Here is a 20,158-nt window from a genome sequence, read left to right on the forward strand (position 1 = left end):
AAAAGGAATGCATTAATGTTTAGCGACAAGACCATCCTCGTTACCGGCGGTACCGGCTCCTTCGGCAATACCTTCGTGCCGATGACACTGGCCAAATACAACCCGAAGAAGATCATCATTTTCTCCCGCGACGAAATGAAACAGTGGGATATGGCCAAGAAGTTCGAGGGCGACAAGCGCGTTCGCTTCTTCATCGGCGATGTGCGCGATAAGGATCGCCTGTACCGCGCGCTGGATGGCGTCGATTACGTGGTGCATGCCGCTGCCACCAAGATCGTCCCGACCGCTGAATACAACCCCTTCGAATGCGTTAAGACGAACGTCGACGGAGCCATGAACCTGATCGATGCCTGCATCGACAAGGGAGTGAAAGGCGTGGTTGCCTTGTCCACCGACAAAGCCAGCAGCCCAATCAATTTGTACGGCGCCACCAAGCTTGCTTCCGACAAGCTGTTCGTCGCCGGCAACTCATACTCCGGTGAACACGGCACCCGTTTCTCCGTGGTGCGCTACGGCAACGTGATGGGCTCGCGCGGCTCGGTGATCCCGTTTTTCATGTCCATCAAGGACAAAGGCGTGCTGCCGATTACTGACGAGCGCATGACGCGCTTCATGATCTCGTTGGAAGAAGGCGTCGAGCTGGTCTGGCATGCCTTTGAGGACATGGAAGGCGGTGAAATCTACGTGAAAAAGATTCCGTCAATGAAGGTTACCGATCTGGCTCGCATCGTCGCTCCCGAAGCTCGCCAGGAAATCATCGGCATTCGCCCTGGTGAAAAGCTGCACGAGCAGATGATTAGTGCCGAGGACGCTTACTACACCTACGAATATCCCGAGCATTTCAAGATCCTGCCGACCATTCACAGCTGGTCCACATGCCCGAAGCGCATCAAGGACGGCAAAAAAGTCCCAGAAGGCTTTGTTTACGCCAGTGATAACAACAGCGAGTGGATGAGCGATAGCCAACTCCAGGCATGGATTGACACGAACCGCGAAAAGATCGGGAGCATCTGACGATGATTCCCTACGGTCGCCAGGACATTACCCAGGCTGATATCGACGCTGTCGTGAGTGTGTTGCAATCCGACTTCCTGACGCAGGGGCCGATGGTGCCGCGCTTCGAGCAGTCCGTGGCGCAGCATGTCGGCGCCAGCCACGCTCTGGCAATGAATAGTGCTACCTCGGCGCTGCATGTTGCCTGTCTGGCGCTGGGGCTTGGTAATGGCGACTGGCTATGGACAACGCCTATCACGTTCGTTGCTTCGGCCAACTGCGGTTTGTATTGTGGCGCGCAGGTCGATTTCGTCGACATCGATCCCCAAACCTACAACCTCTGCCCGCAGGTGCTGGCGCGCAAGTTGGAGCAGGCCGAGCGGGACGGAAAGCTGCCTAAGGTCCTGGTGACAGTGCACCTTTGCGGCCAGCCCTGCGACATGCGCGCTATCCATGCCCTCGCTCAGCGCTACGGCTTCAAGATTATCGAAGATGCCTCCCACGCCATCGGGGGAAAATACCAGGGCGAATTTATCGGCAACTGCCGCTACAGCGACATTACGGTATTCAGCTTCCACCCCGTGAAGATCATCACGACGGGTGAGGGAGGCATGGCGCTGACCAATGATGCCGAGTTGGCCGCCAGGATGGAACTGCTGCGCAGCCACGGCATCACCCGTGATCCGGCGCAGATGACTCATGAAAGTGATGGCCCCTGGTATTACCAGCAGATCGATCTCGGCTTCAACTACCGCATGACCGAACTGCAAGCTGCGCTGGGCGTTACCCAGATGGAGCGTCTGGACCAGTACGTCGCGCGGCGCCACCAACTGGCGCGGCGCTATGACGATCTGCTTGCCGGCTTGCCGGTCACCACGCCTTGGCAGCATCCCGACAACTACTCTGGCCTGCACCTGTACGTGATCCGCCTGCAATTGGACAAGATAGGCAACACCCACCGCCAAGTATTCGAGGCCCTGCGCGAGCTGGGTATCGGCGTGAACCTGCACTACATCCCGATACATATCCAGCCCCACTACCAGCGAATGGGCTTCGGATCAGGCGATTTCCCCGAGGCAGAGCGCTATTACGCCGAAGCAATCAGCCTGCCGATGTTCCAGACCATGACGCAGGCCCAGCAGGACGAAGTCATCGCTGCGCTACGCAAGGCGCTCTCGGCATGAGGCTGGCGGTCATTCCCGCTCGTGGCGGCAGCAAGCGCATACCGCGCAAGAACATCAAGCTGTTCTGTGGCAAGCCGATGATCGCCTGGTCCATCGAGGCCGCGCTGCAGAGCGGATGCTTCGATCAGGTCGTTGTCTCCACCGACGATGCGGAGATTGCCGAGGTGGCCCGTCAGCATGGTGCTGATGTGCCGTTCACGCGGCCGGCCGAGCTGTCCGATGACTATACAGGCACCGTTCCGGTGATCCGTCACGCCATTGAATGGTTCACTCAACAAGGGCGCACGGTCGAGCAGGTTTGTTGCCTGTATGCCACGGCGCCTTTTGTTACTGCCCAGGATCTGAATCGGGGCATGCAAGTATTGCAAGGCGACGACTGCGACTATGCCTTCTCGATGACGAGCTACGCCTTTCCCATCCAGCGCGCCATTCGTATCAATGGCCAAGGCCGTGTGGAAATGTTCAACCCCGAACACTTCAACACTCGCTCACAGGATCTGGAAGAGGCCTTCCACGATGCCGGGCAGTTCTATTGGGGGCGTGCCGATGCCTGGCTGCAGGGCAAGCAGATCTTCAGCCCCGACGCATTGCCCGTACTGCTGCCCCGTCATCGTGTGCAGGACATCGATACCCCAGAAGACTGGGCGCGTGCCGAATGGCTGTTCAAAGCCATGACGCGGGAGGGCTGAGGTACTGATGAAAGTCGTCTTTCGCGCGGATGCTTCCCTGCAGATGGGTACGGGCCATGTGATGCGTTGCCTGACGCTGGCTGATGCGCTCACGGCGGGCGGGGCCAGCTGTGGGTTCATCTGCCGGACGCATCCCGGCAACCTGCTCGGTCTGATTCGCAGCAAGGGCTACACCGTCCATGAGCTGGCTGTCAGCCCGGATCTGCCGAGTGCAGGCATATTCAGGTGCGACACGGAGAGTAGCGAGCAGTCTCCCGCGCATGGCCATTGGCTCGGTGCCAGCCAGTCCGAAGACGCCGCAGCTTGCACGCCGATCCTTGCCAAGCTGCAACCCGATTGGTTGATTGTCGATCATTACGCGCTAGACGCTCGCTGGGAGCAGGCCCTCAAGCCGTACTATCGCAGGCTGATGGTCGTCGATGACCTGGCCGATCGGCCGCATGCGTGCGACCTGCTTCTTGACCAGACGTTCGGTCGCCAGAGCGAGGACTACCGTGTGTGGGTGCCTGGCGACTGTCAGGTGCTGTGCGGCTCGGGATATGCCCTTTTGCGTCCGGAGTTCGCTGCCCTGCGTTCTTACAGCCTGCAGCGCCGCGTGAAGCCGCAGTTGCGTCAGCTATTGATCACCATGGGTGGCATCGATAAGGACAACGCTACCGGCCGGGTGCTGGATGCGCTTCGCGAGAGTCCGCTGCCAGACGATTGCCGAATCACCGTGGTCATGGGCTCGAAGGCTCCTTGGCTGAACGAAGTCAAGCACCAGGCACTCAGCATGCCCTGGCCTACCGAAGTTCTGGTTGGAGTCAGCGATATGGCACGCCTAATGGCTGATAGCGACCTGGCGATCGGCGCGGCAGGCGCGACTTCGTGGGAGCGTTGTTGCCTGGGGCTGCCAACAATCCTGCTAGTGCTAGCCGACAATCAACGGCAGGTCGCGCAAGGTCTAGAACAGAGTCAGGCGGCCCGGATTATCGAGAAGTTGCAAGATATCGGCTCGTGCCTTCCCAAATTACTACGGCACGTTACCGAGCACCCGGCGGCCCTGCAGCTGATGAGCCAATCGGCTACACGAATTGTCGACGGAAAGGGCGTAACCACTGTTGTCCATCTAATGGAGTCACTGCCGTGACGTTGACTTTGCAACCACGGGTACGGCCGATGGCTGCTACCGATCTCGCGACCATCCTTGCTTGGCGCAACCACCCAGATGTGCGCTGTTATATGTACACCCAGCATGAAATTTCGCTTGACGAACATAGGCGCTGGTTCGAGCACGCTTCGCTGGACCCAAGCCGCCACCTGTTGATATTTGAAAACGAAGCCACCCCAAAGGGCTTCATCAATCTTCACCAAATAGCTGCAGGCGGAATAGCAGACTGGGGTTTCTACGCGGCGCCAGATGCCCCAAAGGGGACCGGGAAACAGCTGGGGCAGGCTGCCCTGCAGTACGCGTTCTCGGTGGTGGGCGTACACAAGCTCTGCGCCCAGGCCCTCCACTTTAACGAACGCTCCGTCAGCTTCCACCTGAATCTGGGCTTCCAGCAGGAAGGCATCCTCCGTGACCAACATTTTGATGGCCAGAATTACCACGATGTAGTGTGCTTTGGCCTGCTTGCTAGCGAATGGCAAGCGAACCTATGAGAGAACCGATCATGTCGAATGTTCCTAGCATTAGCATCGCCGGACGCCGTATCGCGGCTGACGAACCGCCTTACATCATTGCCGAACTTTCCGCCAACCATAACGGTAGGCTGGAAACTGCGCTGAGGATCATCGAAGAAGCCAAAAAGGCCGGCGCCGATGCGATCAAACTGCAGACCTACACCGCCGATACCATCACCTTGAACTGCGACTCAGAAGAGTTCCAGATCCATGGCGGCCTGTGGGACGGTAGAACCCTGTATCAGCTCTATCAAGAAGCCCACATGCCCTGGGACTGGCATAAGCCGTTGTTCGAGCATGCCCGCACGCACGACATCACCATCTTCAGCTCGCCATTTGACAACACGGCCGTCGACCTGCTGGAGGATCTAAACGCTCCGGCCTACAAGATTGCCTCTTTCGAAGCTGTAGACCTGCCGCTGATCAAGTACGTTGCCAGCACCGGCAAGCCGATGATCATCTCAACCGGCATGGCTGATGCCGAAGAAATACAAGAAGCGATCGACGCGGCCCGCGAAGGCGGCTGCAAGGAACTTGCCATCCTCCACTGTGTTAGCGGCTACCCGGCCCCGGCAGAGGATTACAACTTGCGCACCATCCCCGACATGATGCGGCGTTTCGGCCTGGTTACAGGCCTGTCCGACCATACACTGGATAACACTACGGCTATTGCCAGCGTGGTGCTCGGTGCCTCCGTCATCGAAAAGCACTTTACCCTCGACCGCAATGGTGGTGGCCCAGACGATAGCTTCTCGCTGGAGCCGGCAGAACTCGCGGCCCTGTGTCGTGATAGTAAGACGGCTTGGTCGTCGTTAGGAAAGGTTGACTACGGCCGCAAGTCAAGTGAGCAAGGAAATGTGAAATTTCGACGGTCGCTATATTTCGTCAAATCCTTAAAGGCTGGAGATATTGTCACCTGTGATGCGGTTCGAAGTGTAAGGCCTGGCTTTGGCGTTGCGCCGAGGTTCTTGAATGATATCGTTGGTAAGCGTGTGAGTTTTGATGTTGAGGTGAACACACCTGTCACTGTGCTTAGTTGGTCCGCGAAGGCGTAATTGTGATGCTTAGTGCTTCTGTGAATGGCCGCTTTATGTCGCCCTTATCCGCGTTGCTTTTAATTTATTCCCTGTTTGTTTTTTTTGGTGCGCTTTATGTTGGTTGTTTCTTAGGGATGCAGTTGTTTGGCGCTGTTTTTCTATATTGCATTGGGTTCGTTTCTTTAGTCGTTGGCTATTTTTCATTGCTGGTGCTCTACGCCCCTTTTCAAGCCACTTTTGTGCAGATCAAAGCGCCTGTTCTTCATGATTCGATGTTTCTGGCTATTGCTTTTCTAGGTGTATTTTTTTTGTTCTATGATCGTTATTTTATGAGGGGAATAGATTATTTTTCGCTAGGGATGGCAGAGGCTCGAGCTCTAATTAATGAAGGCGAGCGCAGTGGCACGATATTTAGTTTATTGGGTAATTTGCTACCCTATTTTCTTTTTTTTCCGCTAATCAATGTGTTGTTTGATTGGGATGAGCGTGCGCGAGATCGTTGGGTTACTTTAGTGGTTTCTTCTGTTTTAGCGCTTATGTTGAGTTATTTGATGGGGGGGAGGACGGTAGTTTTGATGGTCCTTGCGGTTGTTATCTCTTGTCTGGTTGGGAGGAGAGTTCTAGGGCTGAGGGCGATACCCAGATCTATTAGTGCTTGGAAAGTGTGCTTGTTGATTTTTGGTGTTATTTATTTCTTTGCGTTCGTTTTTTATCTTCGCGCTGAGGCTTTTCTAGACGGTGACTCTGGTCGGTACGTGGAAAATCTTTGTCATCATCTGACTAGTTTCATGGTTGCATCTGGGGGTTATTCGTGGAGTTGTGACATAGCTTTCGCTAGTGAGGGGGTTGGTAGTCTGTTGAACTATTTGTCTGCGGTGCTTCTGTATGGCTTTCATGTTCTATGGGTGGGTGATTTTGCTTATTATTCAGAATCATCTTCATCCATACTGTTGGCTGGGTTCTCACATTTGTTTTTGAGCAGATTCGGTGTGGAGATACCGAGCCACGAGTATGCAGGATTCTTTGTTCCAGCAGTGGCGGCTGTTTATCATGACTTAGGTGTTTTGGGGGTAATGCTTATCTTCTTTACTACCGGTTGTTTCTTGGTTATGTCTGTATTTTTTTTACGATCTGGCCGGTTGTTTTTGGGGCGATATTCTTTTGTGGTGTTTTTTACTGTTTGTGTGCTTTCCCTTTTGATTAGTCCAGCTAACATTCCAGGTTTTTTAATTTTCTTTATTTGTATTTATTTGGTTTTTATTCTTTATTTGGTCCTTTTTGTTTGGCGGAATTCTATAAGGTATTTGTGCGTATGAATGTTGGGTTCGTAAATGTCTTTTCATTTCGGCCGCATGTCGAGCAGCTCTACTATTTGGCCTCGGTGCTGAGAGAAGCAGGGCATCACGTTTGTTTTTTAACTTGTGATGCGGCCGTAGATAACTGTTATCCTCGCGCGCTCAAAGGAAGTGGCAAGGCAAAAGAGTGTGCGAAATGTATATTAGGGGGGGTGCGTAGTTACACTAATGAGGCAGTAACGACTATCCGTAATAGAGAGAATCTCGATTTGCCGGATGACGTTCTCGATAACCTTGCGCTGTCCAGTTCCTGTACTCTGACACGGACAGAATCCGAGGAGGAGTGGCTGGAGCCGGAGGTTGTTCAGGTTCGTAAGTCCTTGTATGTGCCTATCTCAAGCACCTATTCCAGTGCCAAACGATGGATAGAGGAAAATGCCCTCGACGGCGTCATCTGTTTCAACGGGCGCATGGACTTAACCCGCGCAGTAACCTACGCATGCGAGCAGCTTGGAGTTCCTTTTATCACCCATGAGCGGCCTTGGTTTAGTCAAGGTTTGCATTTGACGCCCAATGCCAACTGTCTCTCGCTCAAGGCCGTGGGTGACATGGTTGCTGAGTTCGATGATCGGCCGTTGACACTGAAGCAGGCTAGAATCGCAGGTAAGCATATCGGTGAGCGTTTCTTGCAGCGGAACTCTCTGGAGTGGCGTCTCTACAATAAGAATCCAGAGCCGGCACCATGGCCGCTTAAAACCGAGGGTGTTCGTGTATTGGTGCTGCCGAGCAGTAAGAACGAGTTTGCTGGCCACGCTGAGTGGAAGTCACCTTGGGTTGATAATACGCATGCGCTCGATGATTTCTTCGCAGCCTTCTCCATCGCGCCTGAGCAGGTCGTGGTGCGATGCCACCCAAATTGGGCCGAAAAGATCGGTAAGGTAGGCGGTGATCGCTCATTGAGGCTTTATAAAAAATGGGCAAATAAACGCTCTATTTACTGTATCTCTAGCGAGCAGAAAGCTAATACTTATGATCTGATCCAACAGGCTGATATCGTTGTGCTCAATGGTGGTAGTTCAGCTGTAGAAGCGGGTGCCTGTGGAAAACAAGTAATTTGTTTGGGGCCTTCGACTTACGCGCGAGCTGGCTTCGTGAGAGCATTTTCTGATAAGGCCAGTATGTATGCGCTTGGCGCCCGCACGGATCTAGATCCAGAATTGGTGCGGCGCAAGACACTGCGTTTTCTGTATGTGCGCTCTCATCGTCATCCCCAGTTCGTTGATTACGTTCGACCGATCGAAACCACTCGTTATCGCTATTTTTCGGGCGCGGATGCTGGGCGGATAGTGGATATATTTCGTACGGGTGTACTGACGGCCGATGACCCCAATTGGGCCGTTGGTGATAGTGAGGAAGTTATTGTCTTGCAACTGCTGATAGATAAAAACTGGGCGGAACTTGCGAATTATGAGATTCAGGATGCCGTGCTGCCGGCGATGGATGTAAAGCGGCGTCCAGCTTTGCGTTGGGTCGACCATGTGAGGGCAAAGCTACCCAGAGGAGACAGGGGTTGAATGAGTTCGAAATGCCAACGGTAACGGTGGTGACCCCATCATATAATGCTGAGAAGCTGATCGGTCGCACTATACAGTCTGTTCTCGATCAGACGTGGCAAAACTGGGAGTTGCTGATAGTTGACGATTGCTCCAAGGATGCAACGCGCGAAATCGTTGCTGCATATGCCGCGAAAGATACTAGAATTCGCCTGATTGCGCTAGAGAAGAACTGCGGTGCTCCTGCTGCACCCCGCAATATAGCAGTAAGGGAGGCCAAGGCGCGGTGGGTTGCTTTTTTGGATGCCGACGACATCTGGCATCCGGAAAAGCTGTCGCTTCAGCTGCGCGCAGCGGAAGCGAATTCCGGGTGTTTCCTCAGTTCACAGATGAAGGATTTCAGGGATGATTCATCGCTGAGCTTTCCTCCGGTTTCAGAGGCGCCAGTAGGCATGGTCACTTTTTCGCAGCAGCGCCTGAAAGGACGAATTCCTACATCCGGGGTTTTGGTTACTCGTGAGTTGATGTTGAAGTTTCCTTTCAATGAAGATATTCGCTACAGGGCGGTAGAGGATTATGACTGTTGGTTGCGTATTCTGCGCAGTGGTATCGTCCATTGGAAGGTTAAATATCCACTGCTTAATTATCGGCGCATAGACGGCCAAATTTCCGGTTCCAAGCTGTATATGCTGGGGCGTATGCGTATGTTGCATAATGAGTTTCCTGGCACCAATGCGCTGCAGGCGATTTTTTTTACCTTAACTCATGTACTGGGTGCTTTTTATTATCGTATCTTAAGGAAGGGGCTATGAAACGGATCATGGTGACAGGTGGGGCTGGCTTTCTCGGCTCCCACCTTTGTGAACGTTTGTTACGAGAAGGTAACGAAGTACTATGTGTCGACAATTTTTTTACAGGGAGTAAGCGCAATATTGCGCACTTAATGGCGAACCCTTACTTCGAGCTTATTCGCCATGATGTAACGTTTCCTTTATATGTCGAGGCGGATGAGATCTATAATCTCGCTTGTCCCGCGTCTCCCGTTCACTACCAGTTCGATCCAGTGCAGACGCTCAAGACTAGCGTGCATGGCGCCATCAATATGCTTGGACTAGCCAAGCGTACCAAGGCGAAAATTTTCCAAGCTTCCACGAGTGAAGTTTATGGCGATCCTGAGGTCCACCCTCAAACTGAGAGTTATTGGGGAAAGGTAAATCCTATAGGTATTCGCTCCTGCTATGACGAGGGTAAGCGTTGCGCCGAAACGCTGTTCACTGATTATCACAGACAGCACGGCGTTCAGATCAAGATTGCTCGTATCTTCAATACCTATGGTCCACGGATGCATCCCAATGACGGGCGCGTCGTGAGCAACTTTATCGTTCAGGCCTTACGCGGCGAAGACATCACTATCTACGGTGAAGGTCAACAAACCCGCAGTTTCTGCTATGTCGATGACCTGATCGAAGGTTTCGTACGACTCATGGGGTCGCCTGACGAGGTGAAAGGGCCGATCAATCTTGGCAATCCTGGAGAGTTCACGATGCTGCAACTGGCAGAACGTGTATTGGCTCTTACTGGTTCTTCATCCAAATTGGTGTTCCGCCCCCTTCCTCAAGACGATCCCCAGCAGCGGCAACCCGATATTTCTCAAGCGAAAGCTGTTCTGAATTGGCAGCCCACTGTTGCGCTTGATCAGGGCCTGGAGAAAACAATCAGCTATTTCGATGCCTTGCTCAAAGAGGAGCCGCAGGCTTGAGTTCAGTCATGAAAATTACGGTTTTTGGCAGTGGGTATGTGGGATTGGTGACCGGTGCTTGCTTGGCGGATGTAGGCCATTCTGTCATGTGCATTGATGTCGACCGGCAGAAGATCGATGGTTTGAACCGGGGCGTGATTCCGATTTACGAACCGGGCCTAGAAGAGCTGATTCTCAAGAATTGCAAAGCTGGACGTCTGAGCTTTTCGACAGATGCTGCGGCCGGGGTTGAGCACGGCTATCTGCAATTCATCGCTGTCGGTACGCCGCCCGATGAAGACGGCAAGGCCGATCTCAGATACGTGCTGGAGGTGGCGGCCACTATCGGCCGTTATATGGCCGATAACAAAGTGGTTATCGATAAGTCAACCGTACCTGTCGGAACGGCAGATAAGGTGCGCGAGCGCATCGAGTCGATATTGGCTGAGCGCGATATTACGGTCGACTTTGAGGTGTGTTCGAATCCGGAGTTCTTGAAAGAGGGGGCGGCCATCGAGGACTTTACTAAGGGAGCACGCATTGTCGTTGGGACGGGTTCGGCTGAGGTACGTGATGCCATGCGTCACTGCTATGCACCGTATAACCGTAATCACGACAAATTGATGTTCATGGACATACGTTCGGCGGAGTTGACTAAGTACGCAGCCAACGCAATGTTGGCGACGAAGATCAGCTTCATGAACGAGATGGCGGCATTGGCGGAGCGTTTGGGCGCCGACATCGAGCAGGTACGCTTAGGCATAGGTTCAGACCCTCGTATTGGCTATCACTTTATCTATCCCGGTTGTGGCTATGGCGGCTCATGTTTTCCCAAAGACGTTCAGGCATTAGCGCGTACAGCGTTTGAGGTCGGCGTCGAGCCGGACCTGTTGATGGCTGTGGAGCGCGTGAATCAGCGTCAGAAGTTGGTGCTGTTCGACAAGTTGAGCGGCGTTTTCGGTGGCCAACTGGCTGGCAAAACCGTGGCGCTCTGGGGGCTGGCATTCAAGCCAAACACCGACGACATGCGGGATGCACCGAGCCGAGTATTGATGGAGGCTCTCTGGGACGCCGGCGCTCACGTTCAGGCATTCGACCCCGAGGCGATGCGAGAGTGTGACCGTATTTACGGTCAACGTTCTGACTTAGCGCTCTGTGCTTCTCGTGAAGAGGCTTTGCAGGGGGCTGATGCGCTGGTGATCTGCACAGAATGGAAGGTGTTTCGTACGGTCGACCCATCGTTGCTCAAAGCGCACCTCCGTTATCCCGTCGTAGTAGATGGCCGCAATCTGTTTGATCCAGCTGAAATGGCGGCTGCAGGTTTGCTGTATCACGCTATTGGCCGGGGGGTTGTTCGCTGATGCCAGCCATTCTGTTGACGGGCGCTTCAGGGTTCGTCGGTGGTGCTTTGGCCGAAAAGTTACTGCAGCAAGGGCGAACTGTGCGCGCTATAGGCCGCAGGGCTCCTAAAGAGCCAATACCGTTCTTCGAAGGCGCGATTGATGATCCAGTTGTATTACAAGAAGCGCTCGAAGCGGTCGACTGCGTTGTACATCTTGCCGGGCGTGCTCATCAGTTGCGTGACACGAGCCGTGATCCATTACGGAGTTTCATGGCGGCCAACTGTGACGTGTCTGCAGCCTTGGCTCGCCAGGCGGCGGCAGCGGGTGTGCGACGTTTCATCTTCATTAGTTCGATTGGAGTCAATGGCGCGGTCACTTGTGGTACGCCTTTCACTGAGGGTAGCGTTCCAGCGCCTCATTCAGACTATGCTCGTTCTAAGTATGAGGCCGAGATCGCCTTGAGAACGGTAGCCACGGAAAGTGGACTAGAGCTAGTCATCATTCGTCCACCCTTGGTCTATGGCCCTGATGCTCCAGGCAACTTCGGTACCCTGCTACGTTGGATTGATAAGGGTATCCCGCTTCCACTTGGCGCTATTCATAACAAGCGCTCTCTCGTTGGCATTGATAATTTAGTCGATCTGATTGCCTGTTGTATCGACCATCCTGCCGCTACTAACCAAGTATTTCTCGCGGGTGATGGCGAAGATTTGTCCACTACTGAACTGCTGCGTGGTGTCGCCAAGGCGATGGGCAAGCGTGCCAAGTTAATCCCGGTTCCCGCTGGGGTGCTTCGGGTTGGCGCTACTTTGGTGGGCAAGAAGGACATGGCTCAGCGGTTGCTAGGCTCGCTTCAAGTAGACATCAGCAAGACGTGCGAAGTGTTGGATTGGAAGCCGCCCTACACAGTAGAAGAGGGTCTGCGTCGTTGCGTCGAGCCCTCCAATTGACCTTCAACAGGTGACCTCGTGATTCGTGTTTTCGATTTTGTTTTTTCGTTTCTGGGTTTGCTTTTTGGCTTTCCCTTATTGGTAGTGTTGGCAATCATTGGGCTGTTCGATACGGGCTCACCGATCTTTCGCCAGGTGCGGGTCGGGCGTAATCAGAAGCCTTTTACGTTGGTCAAATTTCGGACGATGAAGGTTGATACCGCATCCGTTGCCACTCATCTGGCTAGCAGTGCGTCTGTTACGCAGTTCGGTAGTTTTCTTCGTAGGACCAAGCTCGATGAACTACCTCAGCTCTGGAATGTGCTCAAGGGCGAGATGAGCTTGGTGGGGCCGCGCCCAGGGTTGTTCAATCAGGAGGAGCTGACGGCGGAACGGGCGAAGCGTGGTGTCTACGATGTGCGACCTGGTATCACAGGATTGGCGCAAGTTAGTGAGATAGATATGTCGACGCCGACGCTGTTGGCGGAAACGGATCAGCAAATGATCCAAAGCCTCACACTAAAGAATTATTTCAAGTACATCTTTATGACTGTGACAGGAAAGGGTTCTGGAGATCGGGTCGTTCGATAGAGGTGCCACTGCGTTTCTCGGAAAGGATGTACCGCAGGTCGGATTTCCGAGTCGGTCGATCCGTATCGTTTGAGCTTTTGCTTTGCTTTATCGCCGTTGCTCTAACCTGGCTTTCACCTGGTGAGATTCTTTTGTGGTTTGTGCTAAGGAAGGGGCTTGATTTGTTGAGGTTAGCTGAAAGATTGAGGTCGATGCTGGTTCGTTTGCCTCGGCAGCAAAAACGCCTGATTCAGGTCGCCACAGACGTATTGCTGGTCTGGCTGGCGCTGTGGTTGTCCTTTTACATCCGGCTTGGCAACGCAAGCTTCGTAGACCCGCTGGGTGGCCACGCCTGGCTATTCGCAATTGCCCCAGTAATAGCTATTCCGTTCTTCATCCGCCTCGGCATGTATCGCGCCGTGATGCGCTACTTTGGCAACGATGCGCTTATGGCCATTGCCAAGGCGGTTACGCTTTCGGCCCTTTTGCTTTCATTGGCCGTGTATTGGTACACCGATGCACCCAAGCTGATCCCGCGCTCGATGGTATTCAACTATTGGTGGTTGAGCTTGGTATTGATAGGCGGTTTGCGGTTGGTGATGCGCCAATACTTCATGGGGGATTGGTTCTCTCCGAACACACTTACCAAGTTCAAAGGCAAGGAAGCGGGTTTGCCGAAAGTTGCCGTATATGGCGCTGGCGCTGCGGGCAATCAGCTGGTGGCAGCGTTGCGCATGGGGCGTGCCATGCGGCCGGTGGCTTTCATTGACGACGACCCGAACCTGCATAACCGAGTCATTGCCGGGCTGCGTGTGTATTCGGCAAAGCATATTGCGCAGCTGGTCGAGGATACGGGGGCGGGTGAGATCCTGCTGGCGATTCCTTCCGCTTCGCGCGGCCGTCGGCGCGAAATTCTAGAAATGCTCGAGCGTTTTCCGCTGCATGTACGCAGTGTGCCGGGCTTTATGGATTTGGCGAGCGGCAAGGTGCAGGTCGAAGATATCCAGGAAGTGGACATCGCCGACCTGTTAGGGCGCGATGCTGTGCCGCCGCAGCAGGCACTGTTCGAGAAGTGTATCCGCGGCAAGGTGGTGATGGTGACCGGTGCGGGTGGCTCCATCGGTTCGGAGTTGTGTCGGCAGATACTGTCGAGCAAGCCCAAGGCGCTCCTGCTGTTCGAGCACAGTGAATTCAATCTGTACAGCATCCACCTTGAGCTTGAGCGATTGATCGAACGGTCATCCCTGTCGACGAGGCTTGTGCCCATTCTGGGATCGATCCGTAACGAAGACCGTTTGCTGGATGTAATGCGGACTTGGGAAGTAGAAACCATCTACCACGCTGCGGCTTACAAGCATGTGCCGATGGTTGAGCACAACGTGGCCGAAGGCGTGCTGAACAATGTGATTGGCACGCTGAACACGGCGCAGGCTGCGGTGCAGGCCGGCGTCGACAGCTTCGTACTTATCTCTACCGATAAGGCAGTTCGCCCGACCAATGTGATGGGCAGTACCAAGCGTGTGGCTGAGCTGATTTTGCAGGCGCTCAGCCGTGAACCTGCACCGGGCTTGTTTGGCACCGCTGGCGGTGTTCATCACGTCAACAAGACCCGCTTCACCATGGTGCGATTCGGCAATGTGCTCGGCTCGTCAGGCTCGGTGATACCGCGCTTCTATGCGCAGATTCGTGCGGGCGGGCCGGTGACGGTGACGCATCCGAAGATAACCCGTTACTTCATGACCATTCCCGAAGCGGCTCAGCTGGTGATCCAGGCGGGCTCGATGGGGCAGGGTGGTGACGTGTTCGTGCTGGATATGGGCCAGCCGGTGAAGATCGCTGAGTTGGCCGAGAAGTTGATTCATCTATCCGGTCTCAGTGTGCGTTCCGAGAAGTGTCCGCACGGGGACATCGCCATCGAGTACACCGGCCTGCGACCCGGTGAAAAGCTTTACGAGGAGCTGCTGATTGGTGACAACGTCAGTGCCACCGAGCACCCGATGATCATGCGCGCCAATGAGGAGCATCTCGATTGGGATGTACTCAAGGACCGGCTGGCAAAGCTGCTGAAAGCGGTAGATAACGACGACTATCCCCAGGTGCGGCAGCTGCTTCGCGAAGTGGTGAGTGGTTATGTGCCGGAGGGGGAGATCGTCGACTGGATCTATCAGCAGCGGCGAGTGGAGCTGGAATAACGCGCCTGCCGCCGGATAGCGCTCTGCTGGTCGTCCAGTCGGGTAACTCCGGAGAGGGCCAACGCCTGATCGGAGCGCTGTTTTTGCGGTGACCGGCCCGCCATCGAGACCTTAGGCGGGCTTGGGCTCACTGTCTCCGGAAACGTCGACGCTCGGTTTGCTGAGCGCTTACAGATTTACCGCCAACGCCCGACTCGTCAGTGCCGCGCGCCCTCGTCCGGCATGCTCAGCAGCTGCTTTTCCAGATTCCAGTCGAAGGGCTCGTCGTTCTGCTCGGCTTCATAGCGGCGTTCCTCGAGTTGCTGGAAGACGGCGATTTCCTCGTCGGGCATGAAGTGCAGGCAGTCGCCGCCGAAGAACCAGAGTAGGTCGCGCGGAACCAGGTGGGCGATCTGTGGGTAGCGGTGGAAGACCTGGCAGATCAGGTCCTGACCCATGTGGCGCTCTTCCGGTACGTTCTGCAGGTTCATGATCAGCTCGTCGAAGCGCTCGAGGAACAGCGCGTGGCTTTCCTCCGAGACCTGTTCGGCTTCGCCCATGGCAAGCAGGATGCCGCGCAGATGGGCCAGCAGAGCCAGGTTGTGATCGTGGTATGGATTGGCCATGGTGCACCTGTGTCGATTTCTGAGGGCGCGATTATAGGCGTGCGCGCCGGTGAATTGGGCTGTCTGGTTGACCGGCTGTGGCGCCGAGGGTTCGGTCGCAAGGCTCTGGCACCAGCACTACCAGGGCGGGCCGGCGCTCGCCAGGTATGTGTGGCAAGGACAATCAGCCGGCCGGGCGCTCTGCCGGGATGGCGATCAGGCTGAGCAGGTAGTCATCGAAGATCGCGAACTGGCCGTCGAGTTCTGCGCCGTTGCGCCAGCCTTCTGATAGATCAGTTAACAGGCGCAGGCGAGCGATACCGTCTGCGTTAACGTCCAGCACTTCGGCATCCTGAAAATAGAAGCGCTGTTTGACTAGCGGGTACAGCGCTTTAAACAGGCTCTCCTTGAGCGAGAAGGTGCGGGTGACCAATAGTGCGCGCTCGTTGTCGTTCAGGCACGCGTAGAGCTCCAGCTCGCCGCCGGTGAGAATCTCACCGGCCAGGCGGTCGGCCCGTTCGCATGTGAGCAGGCGCTCGACATCCAGGCCCAAGCCGCACCATTGTTCCTGGCGCGCCACCACTACGCCGGCCCAGCCTGCACCGTGGGTGATGGAGCCGATGGTACCGGCCGGCCATTGCGGCGCCCGGTCCTCTCCGACCGTGGGCACGTACGCCGAGCCAGTCAGGCGATGCAGTGCTTCGCGGGCGCACAGGCGGCCGGCGAGAAACTCGGTCTGCCGTTTGCTCACGCCTTTGGGTTCGGGAATGTTCCAGCGCAGGAAATCGTCGCGTTCGAGCAATGTCGGGTCGAAACGCGTACTCAGCAGCTGTACGCCGGGCAACGGCCGGGGCAGCGGCCAGTGGTCGAGTGGTGGCGTGCAGCAGCGCGGGATCGGGGGGAGGTCGTTCATGGTCATGGTCGCCATTGTGCCGTAATCCCTTGTGAAAACGCTCGTGGGCGTGAGGCGACGAGCGCCGACCTGGATCAATGGAGATCGATCTAGCTCTGCTTCTGGCTCGCTATCTTCGCGGTCTGCCTGCTAGGGTTGAGTGCATCACCCGGGACGGAGCCAGTAATGTTCGAATCAGCCGAAATCGGTCACGCCATCGACAAGGAAACCTACGACGCCGCGGTGCCAGAGCTGCGTGAGGCGTTGCTGCAAGCGCAGTATCGGCTCAAGGCGCAGGCGCGTTTTCCGGTGCTCATCCTGATCAACGGCATCGAGGGGGCGGGCAAGGGCGAGACCATCAAGCTGCTGAACGAATGGATGGACCCGAGGCTGATTCGGGTCGACAGTTTCGATGTGCCGAGCGACGAAGAACTGGCCCGTCCGCTGGCCTGGCGTTTCTGGCGGCGGCTGCCGCCGAAGGGGCATACCGGCATCTTCTTCGGCAACTGGTACAGCAAGATGCTCGAGGACCGGGTGCATGGCCGTATCGACAGCGCCGAGCTCAAACTCGCCGTCGCACGGGCGCAACGTCTGGAGCGGATGCTGTGCGACGAAGGCACGCTGATCTTCAAGTTCTGGCTGCACCTGTCCAAGGACCGGATGAACGCCAGACTCGATTCGTTGAAGAACGACCCCTTGCACAGCTGGCGCATCAGCCCGCTGGACTGGCAGCAGTCCAAGACCTACGACAAGTTCGTGCGCCACGGGGAGAAGATCCTGCGGTTGAGCAGCCGGGATTTCGCCCCCTGGTACGTGGTCGAGGGAGCCGATGAGCGTTATCGCAGCCTGACCGTTGGACGGGTGATTCTTGAGGGTTTGCAGGCGGCACTGGAGGTCGCGGAGCAACCTACCGCACCGATGTCCCAGCCGCATTCGGCGCCGCTTCAGGTCGATCTGGATCATCTGAGCCTGCTCGACAGCCTCGACCTGTCACAGAAGCTGAGCAAGGACGATTACCAGCAGCAGCTGGTGACGGAGCAGGCGCGCCTGTCGCAGCTGCTGCGCGACCGCCGCTTGCGCAAACGCGGGGTGCTCGCACTGTTCGAAGGACACGATGCGGCGGGCAAGGGCAGTGCGATCCGGCGAGTCACCGGGGCGCTGGATCCACGGCTTTACCGCACCGTGCAGATCGCCGCGCCCACCGACGAGGAACTGGCACAGCCCTGGCTCTGGCGCTTCTGGCGCAACGTCCCGGAGCGCGGCAAGTTCACCATTTTCGACCGCTCCTGGTACGGGCGTGTGCTGGTCGAGCGGGTCGAAGGCTTCTGCACGCCGGACGAGTGGTTGCGTGCCTATTCGGAAATCAATGATTTCGAGGAGCAGCTGGTGGATGGGGATGTGGTGCTGGTGAAGTTCTGGTTGAGCATCGACAAGAAGACCCAGCTCAAGCGCTTCAAGGAGCGGGAAGAGACCGCCTTCAAGCGCTTCAAGATCACCGATGAAGACTGGCGCAACCGCGAGCGCTGGGATGAGTACGGCCACGCTGTGGCGGACATGGTCGACCGCACCAGTACCGAGATCGCGCCCTGGACGCTGGTGGAGGCGAACGACAAGCGCTTCGCCAGGGTGAAGGTACTGCGAACGCTGAACGAGGCGCTGGAGGCGGCGATCGAGAAGGGGCGTTGACCGCGACCCTGTGACCGCGGAGCTGCCGGATGGGTCGCGGTCCGCTCCCACACCTGGCCTGTGCCTGTCGTTCGTGTCGTTTCTGTGGGCAAGGGTGATTCCGGTGCCCTGTTAAGCGTTAGGAACGATCCCTGATCCGGCGCACCACGCCTCTGTGGAAGCGGACTTGCCCGCGAATCAGCGAGGCCGCTGGTCAGGCGCTTTGCGCTTACCTAGGGGTTGCCGGCAAGCCTGCCCAAAAGGGTTGCCGGCCAGCGAGGCGATGGCCGTGCATATGCTTGCTGAATGGTCGTCGCCATGCTCGCGACGCCGGAACTATGCTCGGATCACCGTCCACCCAGCGGTCGTGGAACAATCCGTGCGCCCGGCGCCGTCATAACATCCCCGCGACCGCCTCGATAACTGAGGTATCCCATGCGTGAAGTAGTGATCGTCGATAGCGTGCGGACCGGCCTGGCCAAGTCCTTTCGCGGCAAGTTCAACATGACCCGTCCCGACGACATGGCGGCGCATTGCGTCGATGCGCTGCTGTCGCGCAACGACCTCGATCCGGCGCTGGTCGAGGATTGCATCGTCGGTGCCGGCTCCAATGAAGGTGCGCAGGGCTACAACATCGGCCGCAATGTCGCCGTGCTGTCACGCCTGGGTATCGCCTGCTCGGGGATGACGCTGAACCGTTACTGCTCGTCAGGCCTGCAGGCCATCGCGGTCGCGGCCAACCAGATCGCCTCGGGCTGCAGCGACATCATCGTCGCCGGCGGGGTCGAGTCCATCACCCTGACGCTGAAGAGCCGCAACACCGATCACCTGTTCAACCCGATCATCCAGGAGCGTGTGCCAGGCATCTACCACACCATGGGGCAGACGGCCGAGCTGGTGGCACGGCGCTACAACGTCACCCGCGAGCAGCAGGACCTCTATGCCCTGCAGAGCCAGCAGCGCACCGCGCGCGCTCAGGCCGATGGGCTGTTCGGCGACGAGATCGTGCCGATGAACGTGCAGTACTTCACCGAGGACAAGAACACCGGCGAACGTACGCTGCACCAGGGCGTGGTCGACCGTGACGACTGCAACCGTCCGGACACCACGCTGGAAAGCCTGGCCGGGCTCAAGCCGGCCTTCGCGGAGGATGGCTCGGTCACCGCCGGTAACGCGTCGCAACTCTCGGACGGCGCCTCGATGACGCTGGTGATGAGCCTGGACAAGGCCATCGAGCTTGGCCTCAAACCGCGTGCGTTCTTCCGTGGCTTCACCGTGGCCGGTTGCGAACCGGAAGAGATGGGCATAGGCCCTGTGTACGCCGTGCCGCGTCTGCTCAAGGCCAAGGGGCTGCAGATCGCTGACATCGACCTGTGGGAGCTCAACGAGGCCTTTGCCTCGCAGTGCCTGTACTGCCGCGACGCGCTGGGCATCGACAACGAGAAGTACAACGTCAACGGCGGCTCGATCTCCATCGGTCATCCGTTCGGCATGACCGGCTCGCGTACGGCGGGACACATCGTGCGCGAACTGCAGCGGCGCAATCTGCGTTACGGCGTAGTGACCATGTGCGTGGGCGGTGGCATGGGCGCTGCCGGGTTGTTCGAGGCGGTGCGTTAACGCCATCGAAACCGTTAGCGAAACGGGCCTGCTACCGAGCTGTAGCAGGCCCGTTTTTCGTTCGGGGTGAGTCCAGTGTGCTTGCTCAACCGCTGCTGACTGGCGGGTGGTGGCGCGAGTGCCGCCGCCGATGGCCGCTTTGCATCCGGTTGTCATTGGATGCATCGCCTTGCAGGCAGCTTGTTGAGATGGCTACCGCTGACATACGAAGA

The 20,158-nt window shown here is 56.5% G+C and carries 18 protein-coding genes; 16 read left to right on the top strand and 2 right to left on the bottom strand.

Translation table 11 applies throughout. The features are described 5' to 3' along the window. Positions 1-15 precede the first annotated feature (15 nt). The 14 genes from pseB (at position 16) to ACX1DW_RS03790 (ending at position 15,185) form a co-directional block, all read left to right on the top strand. The gene (gene pseB, locus ACX1DW_RS03725) at positions 16-1,014 is read left to right on the top strand and encodes a UDP-N-acetylglucosamine 4,6-dehydratase (inverting) (protein ID WP_458992802.1); all 999 of its coding nucleotides are present in this window, start codon (positions 16-18) and stop codon (positions 1,012-1,014) included. A gap of 2 nt (positions 1,015-1,016) precedes the next feature. Continuing rightward, positions 1,017-2,177 (top strand): UDP-4-amino-4,6-dideoxy-N-acetyl-beta-L-altrosamine transaminase, encoded by a 1,161-nt coding sequence (pseC, locus tag ACX1DW_RS03730; protein ID WP_458992803.1) that lies wholly within the window; start codon positions 1,017-1,019, stop codon positions 2,175-2,177. Then, positions 2,174-2,866, top strand: a complete 693-nt coding sequence (gene pseF / locus ACX1DW_RS03735; RefSeq protein WP_458992804.1) for a pseudaminic acid cytidylyltransferase — start codon at positions 2,174-2,176, stop codon at positions 2,864-2,866. Before pseC ends, pseF begins: the two co-directional genes overlap by 4 nt. A 7-nt stretch (positions 2,867-2,873) precedes the next feature. Next, positions 2,874-3,995, top strand: coding sequence for a UDP-2,4-diacetamido-2,4,6-trideoxy-beta-L-altropyranose hydrolase (gene pseG / locus ACX1DW_RS03740; protein ID WP_458992805.1), 1,122 nt, complete (start codon positions 2,874-2,876; stop codon positions 3,993-3,995). A gap of 29 nt (positions 3,996-4,024) precedes the next feature. Beyond that, entirely contained in the window at positions 4,025-4,507 is a 483-nt protein-coding gene (gene pseH, locus ACX1DW_RS03745) for a UDP-4-amino-4,6-dideoxy-N-acetyl-beta-L-altrosamine N-acetyltransferase (protein ID WP_458992806.1), read from the top strand. Between the two features lie 11 nt (positions 4,508-4,518). Then, on the top strand, positions 4,519-5,583 hold the full coding sequence (pseI, locus tag ACX1DW_RS03750) for a pseudaminic acid synthase (RefSeq protein ID WP_458992807.1): 1,065 nt from the start codon (positions 4,519-4,521) through the stop codon (positions 5,581-5,583). A 5-nt stretch (positions 5,584-5,588) separates the two neighbouring features. Then, positions 5,589-6,881 (top strand): hypothetical protein, encoded by a 1,293-nt coding sequence (locus ACX1DW_RS03755; protein ID WP_458992808.1) that lies wholly within the window; start codon positions 5,589-5,591, stop codon positions 6,879-6,881. Beyond that, positions 6,878-8,434: a capsule biosynthesis protein gene (locus tag ACX1DW_RS03760; protein ID WP_458992809.1), complete on the top strand. Its 1,557-nt coding sequence runs from the start codon at positions 6,878-6,880 to the stop codon at positions 8,432-8,434. The genes ACX1DW_RS03755 and ACX1DW_RS03760 overlap by 4 nt, the downstream gene beginning before the upstream one ends. Next, a complete protein-coding gene (locus ACX1DW_RS03765) occupies positions 8,431-9,225 on the top strand; it encodes a glycosyltransferase family 2 protein (RefSeq protein ID WP_172974171.1) in 795 nt (264 codons plus the stop codon). The genes ACX1DW_RS03760 and ACX1DW_RS03765 overlap by 4 nt, the downstream gene beginning before the upstream one ends. Beyond that, positions 9,222-10,172: a UDP-glucuronic acid decarboxylase family protein gene (locus ACX1DW_RS03770; RefSeq protein ID WP_458992810.1), complete on the top strand. Its 951-nt coding sequence runs from the start codon at positions 9,222-9,224 to the stop codon at positions 10,170-10,172. The genes ACX1DW_RS03765 and ACX1DW_RS03770 overlap by 4 nt, the downstream gene beginning before the upstream one ends. Before the next feature lie 8 nt (positions 10,173-10,180). Beyond that, on the top strand, positions 10,181-11,512 hold the full coding sequence (locus ACX1DW_RS03775; RefSeq protein WP_458993379.1) for a UDP-glucose dehydrogenase family protein: 1,332 nt from the start codon (positions 10,181-10,183) through the stop codon (positions 11,510-11,512). Further along, on the top strand, positions 11,512-12,444 hold the full coding sequence (locus ACX1DW_RS03780; protein WP_458992811.1) for a UDP-glucose 4-epimerase family protein: 933 nt from the start codon (positions 11,512-11,514) through the stop codon (positions 12,442-12,444). Before ACX1DW_RS03775 ends, ACX1DW_RS03780 begins: the two co-directional genes overlap by 1 nt. An 18-nt stretch (positions 12,445-12,462) precedes the next feature. Then, entirely contained in the window at positions 12,463-13,014 is a 552-nt protein-coding gene (locus ACX1DW_RS03785; RefSeq protein ID WP_152481413.1) for a sugar transferase, read from the top strand. Positions 13,015-13,205: 191 nt separating this feature from the next. Next, positions 13,206-15,185 (top strand): polysaccharide biosynthesis protein, encoded by a 1,980-nt coding sequence (locus tag ACX1DW_RS03790; protein ID WP_458992812.1) that lies wholly within the window; start codon positions 13,206-13,208, stop codon positions 15,183-15,185. A 197-nt stretch (positions 15,186-15,382) separates the two neighbouring features. Here ACX1DW_RS03790 and ACX1DW_RS03795 read toward each other — a convergent pair whose 3' ends face one another. Together ACX1DW_RS03795 and ACX1DW_RS03800 are read right to left on the bottom strand one after the other, a co-directional pair. Next, positions 15,383-15,790 carry a PA2817 family protein gene (locus ACX1DW_RS03795; RefSeq protein ID WP_049325802.1) on the bottom strand — a complete coding sequence of 136 codons (408 nt, stop codon included), beginning with the start codon at positions 15,788-15,790 and terminating at the stop codon, positions 15,383-15,385. A 163-nt stretch (positions 15,791-15,953) separates the two neighbouring features. Then, positions 15,954-16,682: a 4'-phosphopantetheinyl transferase family protein gene (locus tag ACX1DW_RS03800; protein ID WP_458992813.1), complete on the bottom strand. Its 729-nt coding sequence runs from the start codon at positions 16,680-16,682 to the stop codon at positions 15,954-15,956. A gap of 165 nt (positions 16,683-16,847) precedes the next feature. On the opposite strand from ACX1DW_RS03800, the gene pap reads away from it, so the two are divergent. Together pap and ACX1DW_RS03810 are read left to right on the top strand one after the other, a co-directional pair. After that, positions 16,848-18,347 carry a polyphosphate:AMP phosphotransferase gene (gene pap, locus ACX1DW_RS03805; protein ID WP_125867867.1) on the top strand — a complete coding sequence of 500 codons (1,500 nt, stop codon included), beginning with the start codon at positions 16,848-16,850 and terminating at the stop codon, positions 18,345-18,347. A gap of 414 nt (positions 18,348-18,761) precedes the next feature. Beyond that, positions 18,762-19,946 (top strand): thiolase family protein, encoded by a 1,185-nt coding sequence (locus tag ACX1DW_RS03810; RefSeq protein WP_063540500.1) that lies wholly within the window; start codon positions 18,762-18,764, stop codon positions 19,944-19,946. Positions 19,947-20,158: the final 212 nt, after the last annotated feature.

Source organism: Stutzerimonas sp. KH-1 (genome assembly GCF_054483855.1).

Bases quoted from the DNA above. Each gene is read 5' to 3' on its own strand.
- pseB (WP_458992802.1), top strand. From the start codon at position 16: ATGTTTAGCGACAAGACCATCCTCGTTACCGGCGGTACCGGCTCCTTC.
- pseC (WP_458992803.1), top strand. From the start codon at position 1,017: ATGATTCCCTACGGTCGCCAGGACATTACCCAGGCTGATATCGACGCT.
- pseF (WP_458992804.1), top strand. From the start codon at position 2,174: ATGAGGCTGGCGGTCATTCCCGCTCGTGGCGGCAGCAAGCGCATACCG.
- pseG (WP_458992805.1), top strand. From the start codon at position 2,874: ATGAAAGTCGTCTTTCGCGCGGATGCTTCCCTGCAGATGGGTACGGGC.
- pseH (WP_458992806.1), top strand. From the start codon at position 4,025: ATGGCTGCTACCGATCTCGCGACCATCCTTGCTTGGCGCAACCACCCA.
- pseI (WP_458992807.1), top strand. From the start codon at position 4,519: ATGTCGAATGTTCCTAGCATTAGCATCGCCGGACGCCGTATCGCGGCT.
- ACX1DW_RS03755 (WP_458992808.1), top strand. From the start codon at position 5,589: ATGCTTAGTGCTTCTGTGAATGGCCGCTTTATGTCGCCCTTATCCGCG.
- ACX1DW_RS03760 (WP_458992809.1), top strand. From the start codon at position 6,878: ATGAATGTTGGGTTCGTAAATGTCTTTTCATTTCGGCCGCATGTCGAG.
- ACX1DW_RS03770 (WP_458992810.1), top strand. From the start codon at position 9,222: ATGAAACGGATCATGGTGACAGGTGGGGCTGGCTTTCTCGGCTCCCAC.
- ACX1DW_RS03775 (WP_458993379.1), top strand. From the start codon at position 10,181: ATGAAAATTACGGTTTTTGGCAGTGGGTATGTGGGATTGGTGACCGGT.
- ACX1DW_RS03780 (WP_458992811.1), top strand. From the start codon at position 11,512: ATGCCAGCCATTCTGTTGACGGGCGCTTCAGGGTTCGTCGGTGGTGCT.
- ACX1DW_RS03790 (WP_458992812.1), top strand. From the start codon at position 13,206: ATGCTGGTTCGTTTGCCTCGGCAGCAAAAACGCCTGATTCAGGTCGCC.
- ACX1DW_RS03795 (WP_049325802.1), bottom strand. From the start codon at position 15,790: ATGGCCAATCCATACCACGATCACAACCTGGCTCTGCTGGCCCATCTG.
- ACX1DW_RS03800 (WP_458992813.1), bottom strand. From the start codon at position 16,682: ATGAACGACCTCCCCCCGATCCCGCGCTGCTGCACGCCACCACTCGAC.
- pap (WP_125867867.1), top strand. From the start codon at position 16,848: ATGTTCGAATCAGCCGAAATCGGTCACGCCATCGACAAGGAAACCTAC.
- ACX1DW_RS03810 (WP_063540500.1), top strand. From the start codon at position 18,762: ATGCGTGAAGTAGTGATCGTCGATAGCGTGCGGACCGGCCTGGCCAAG.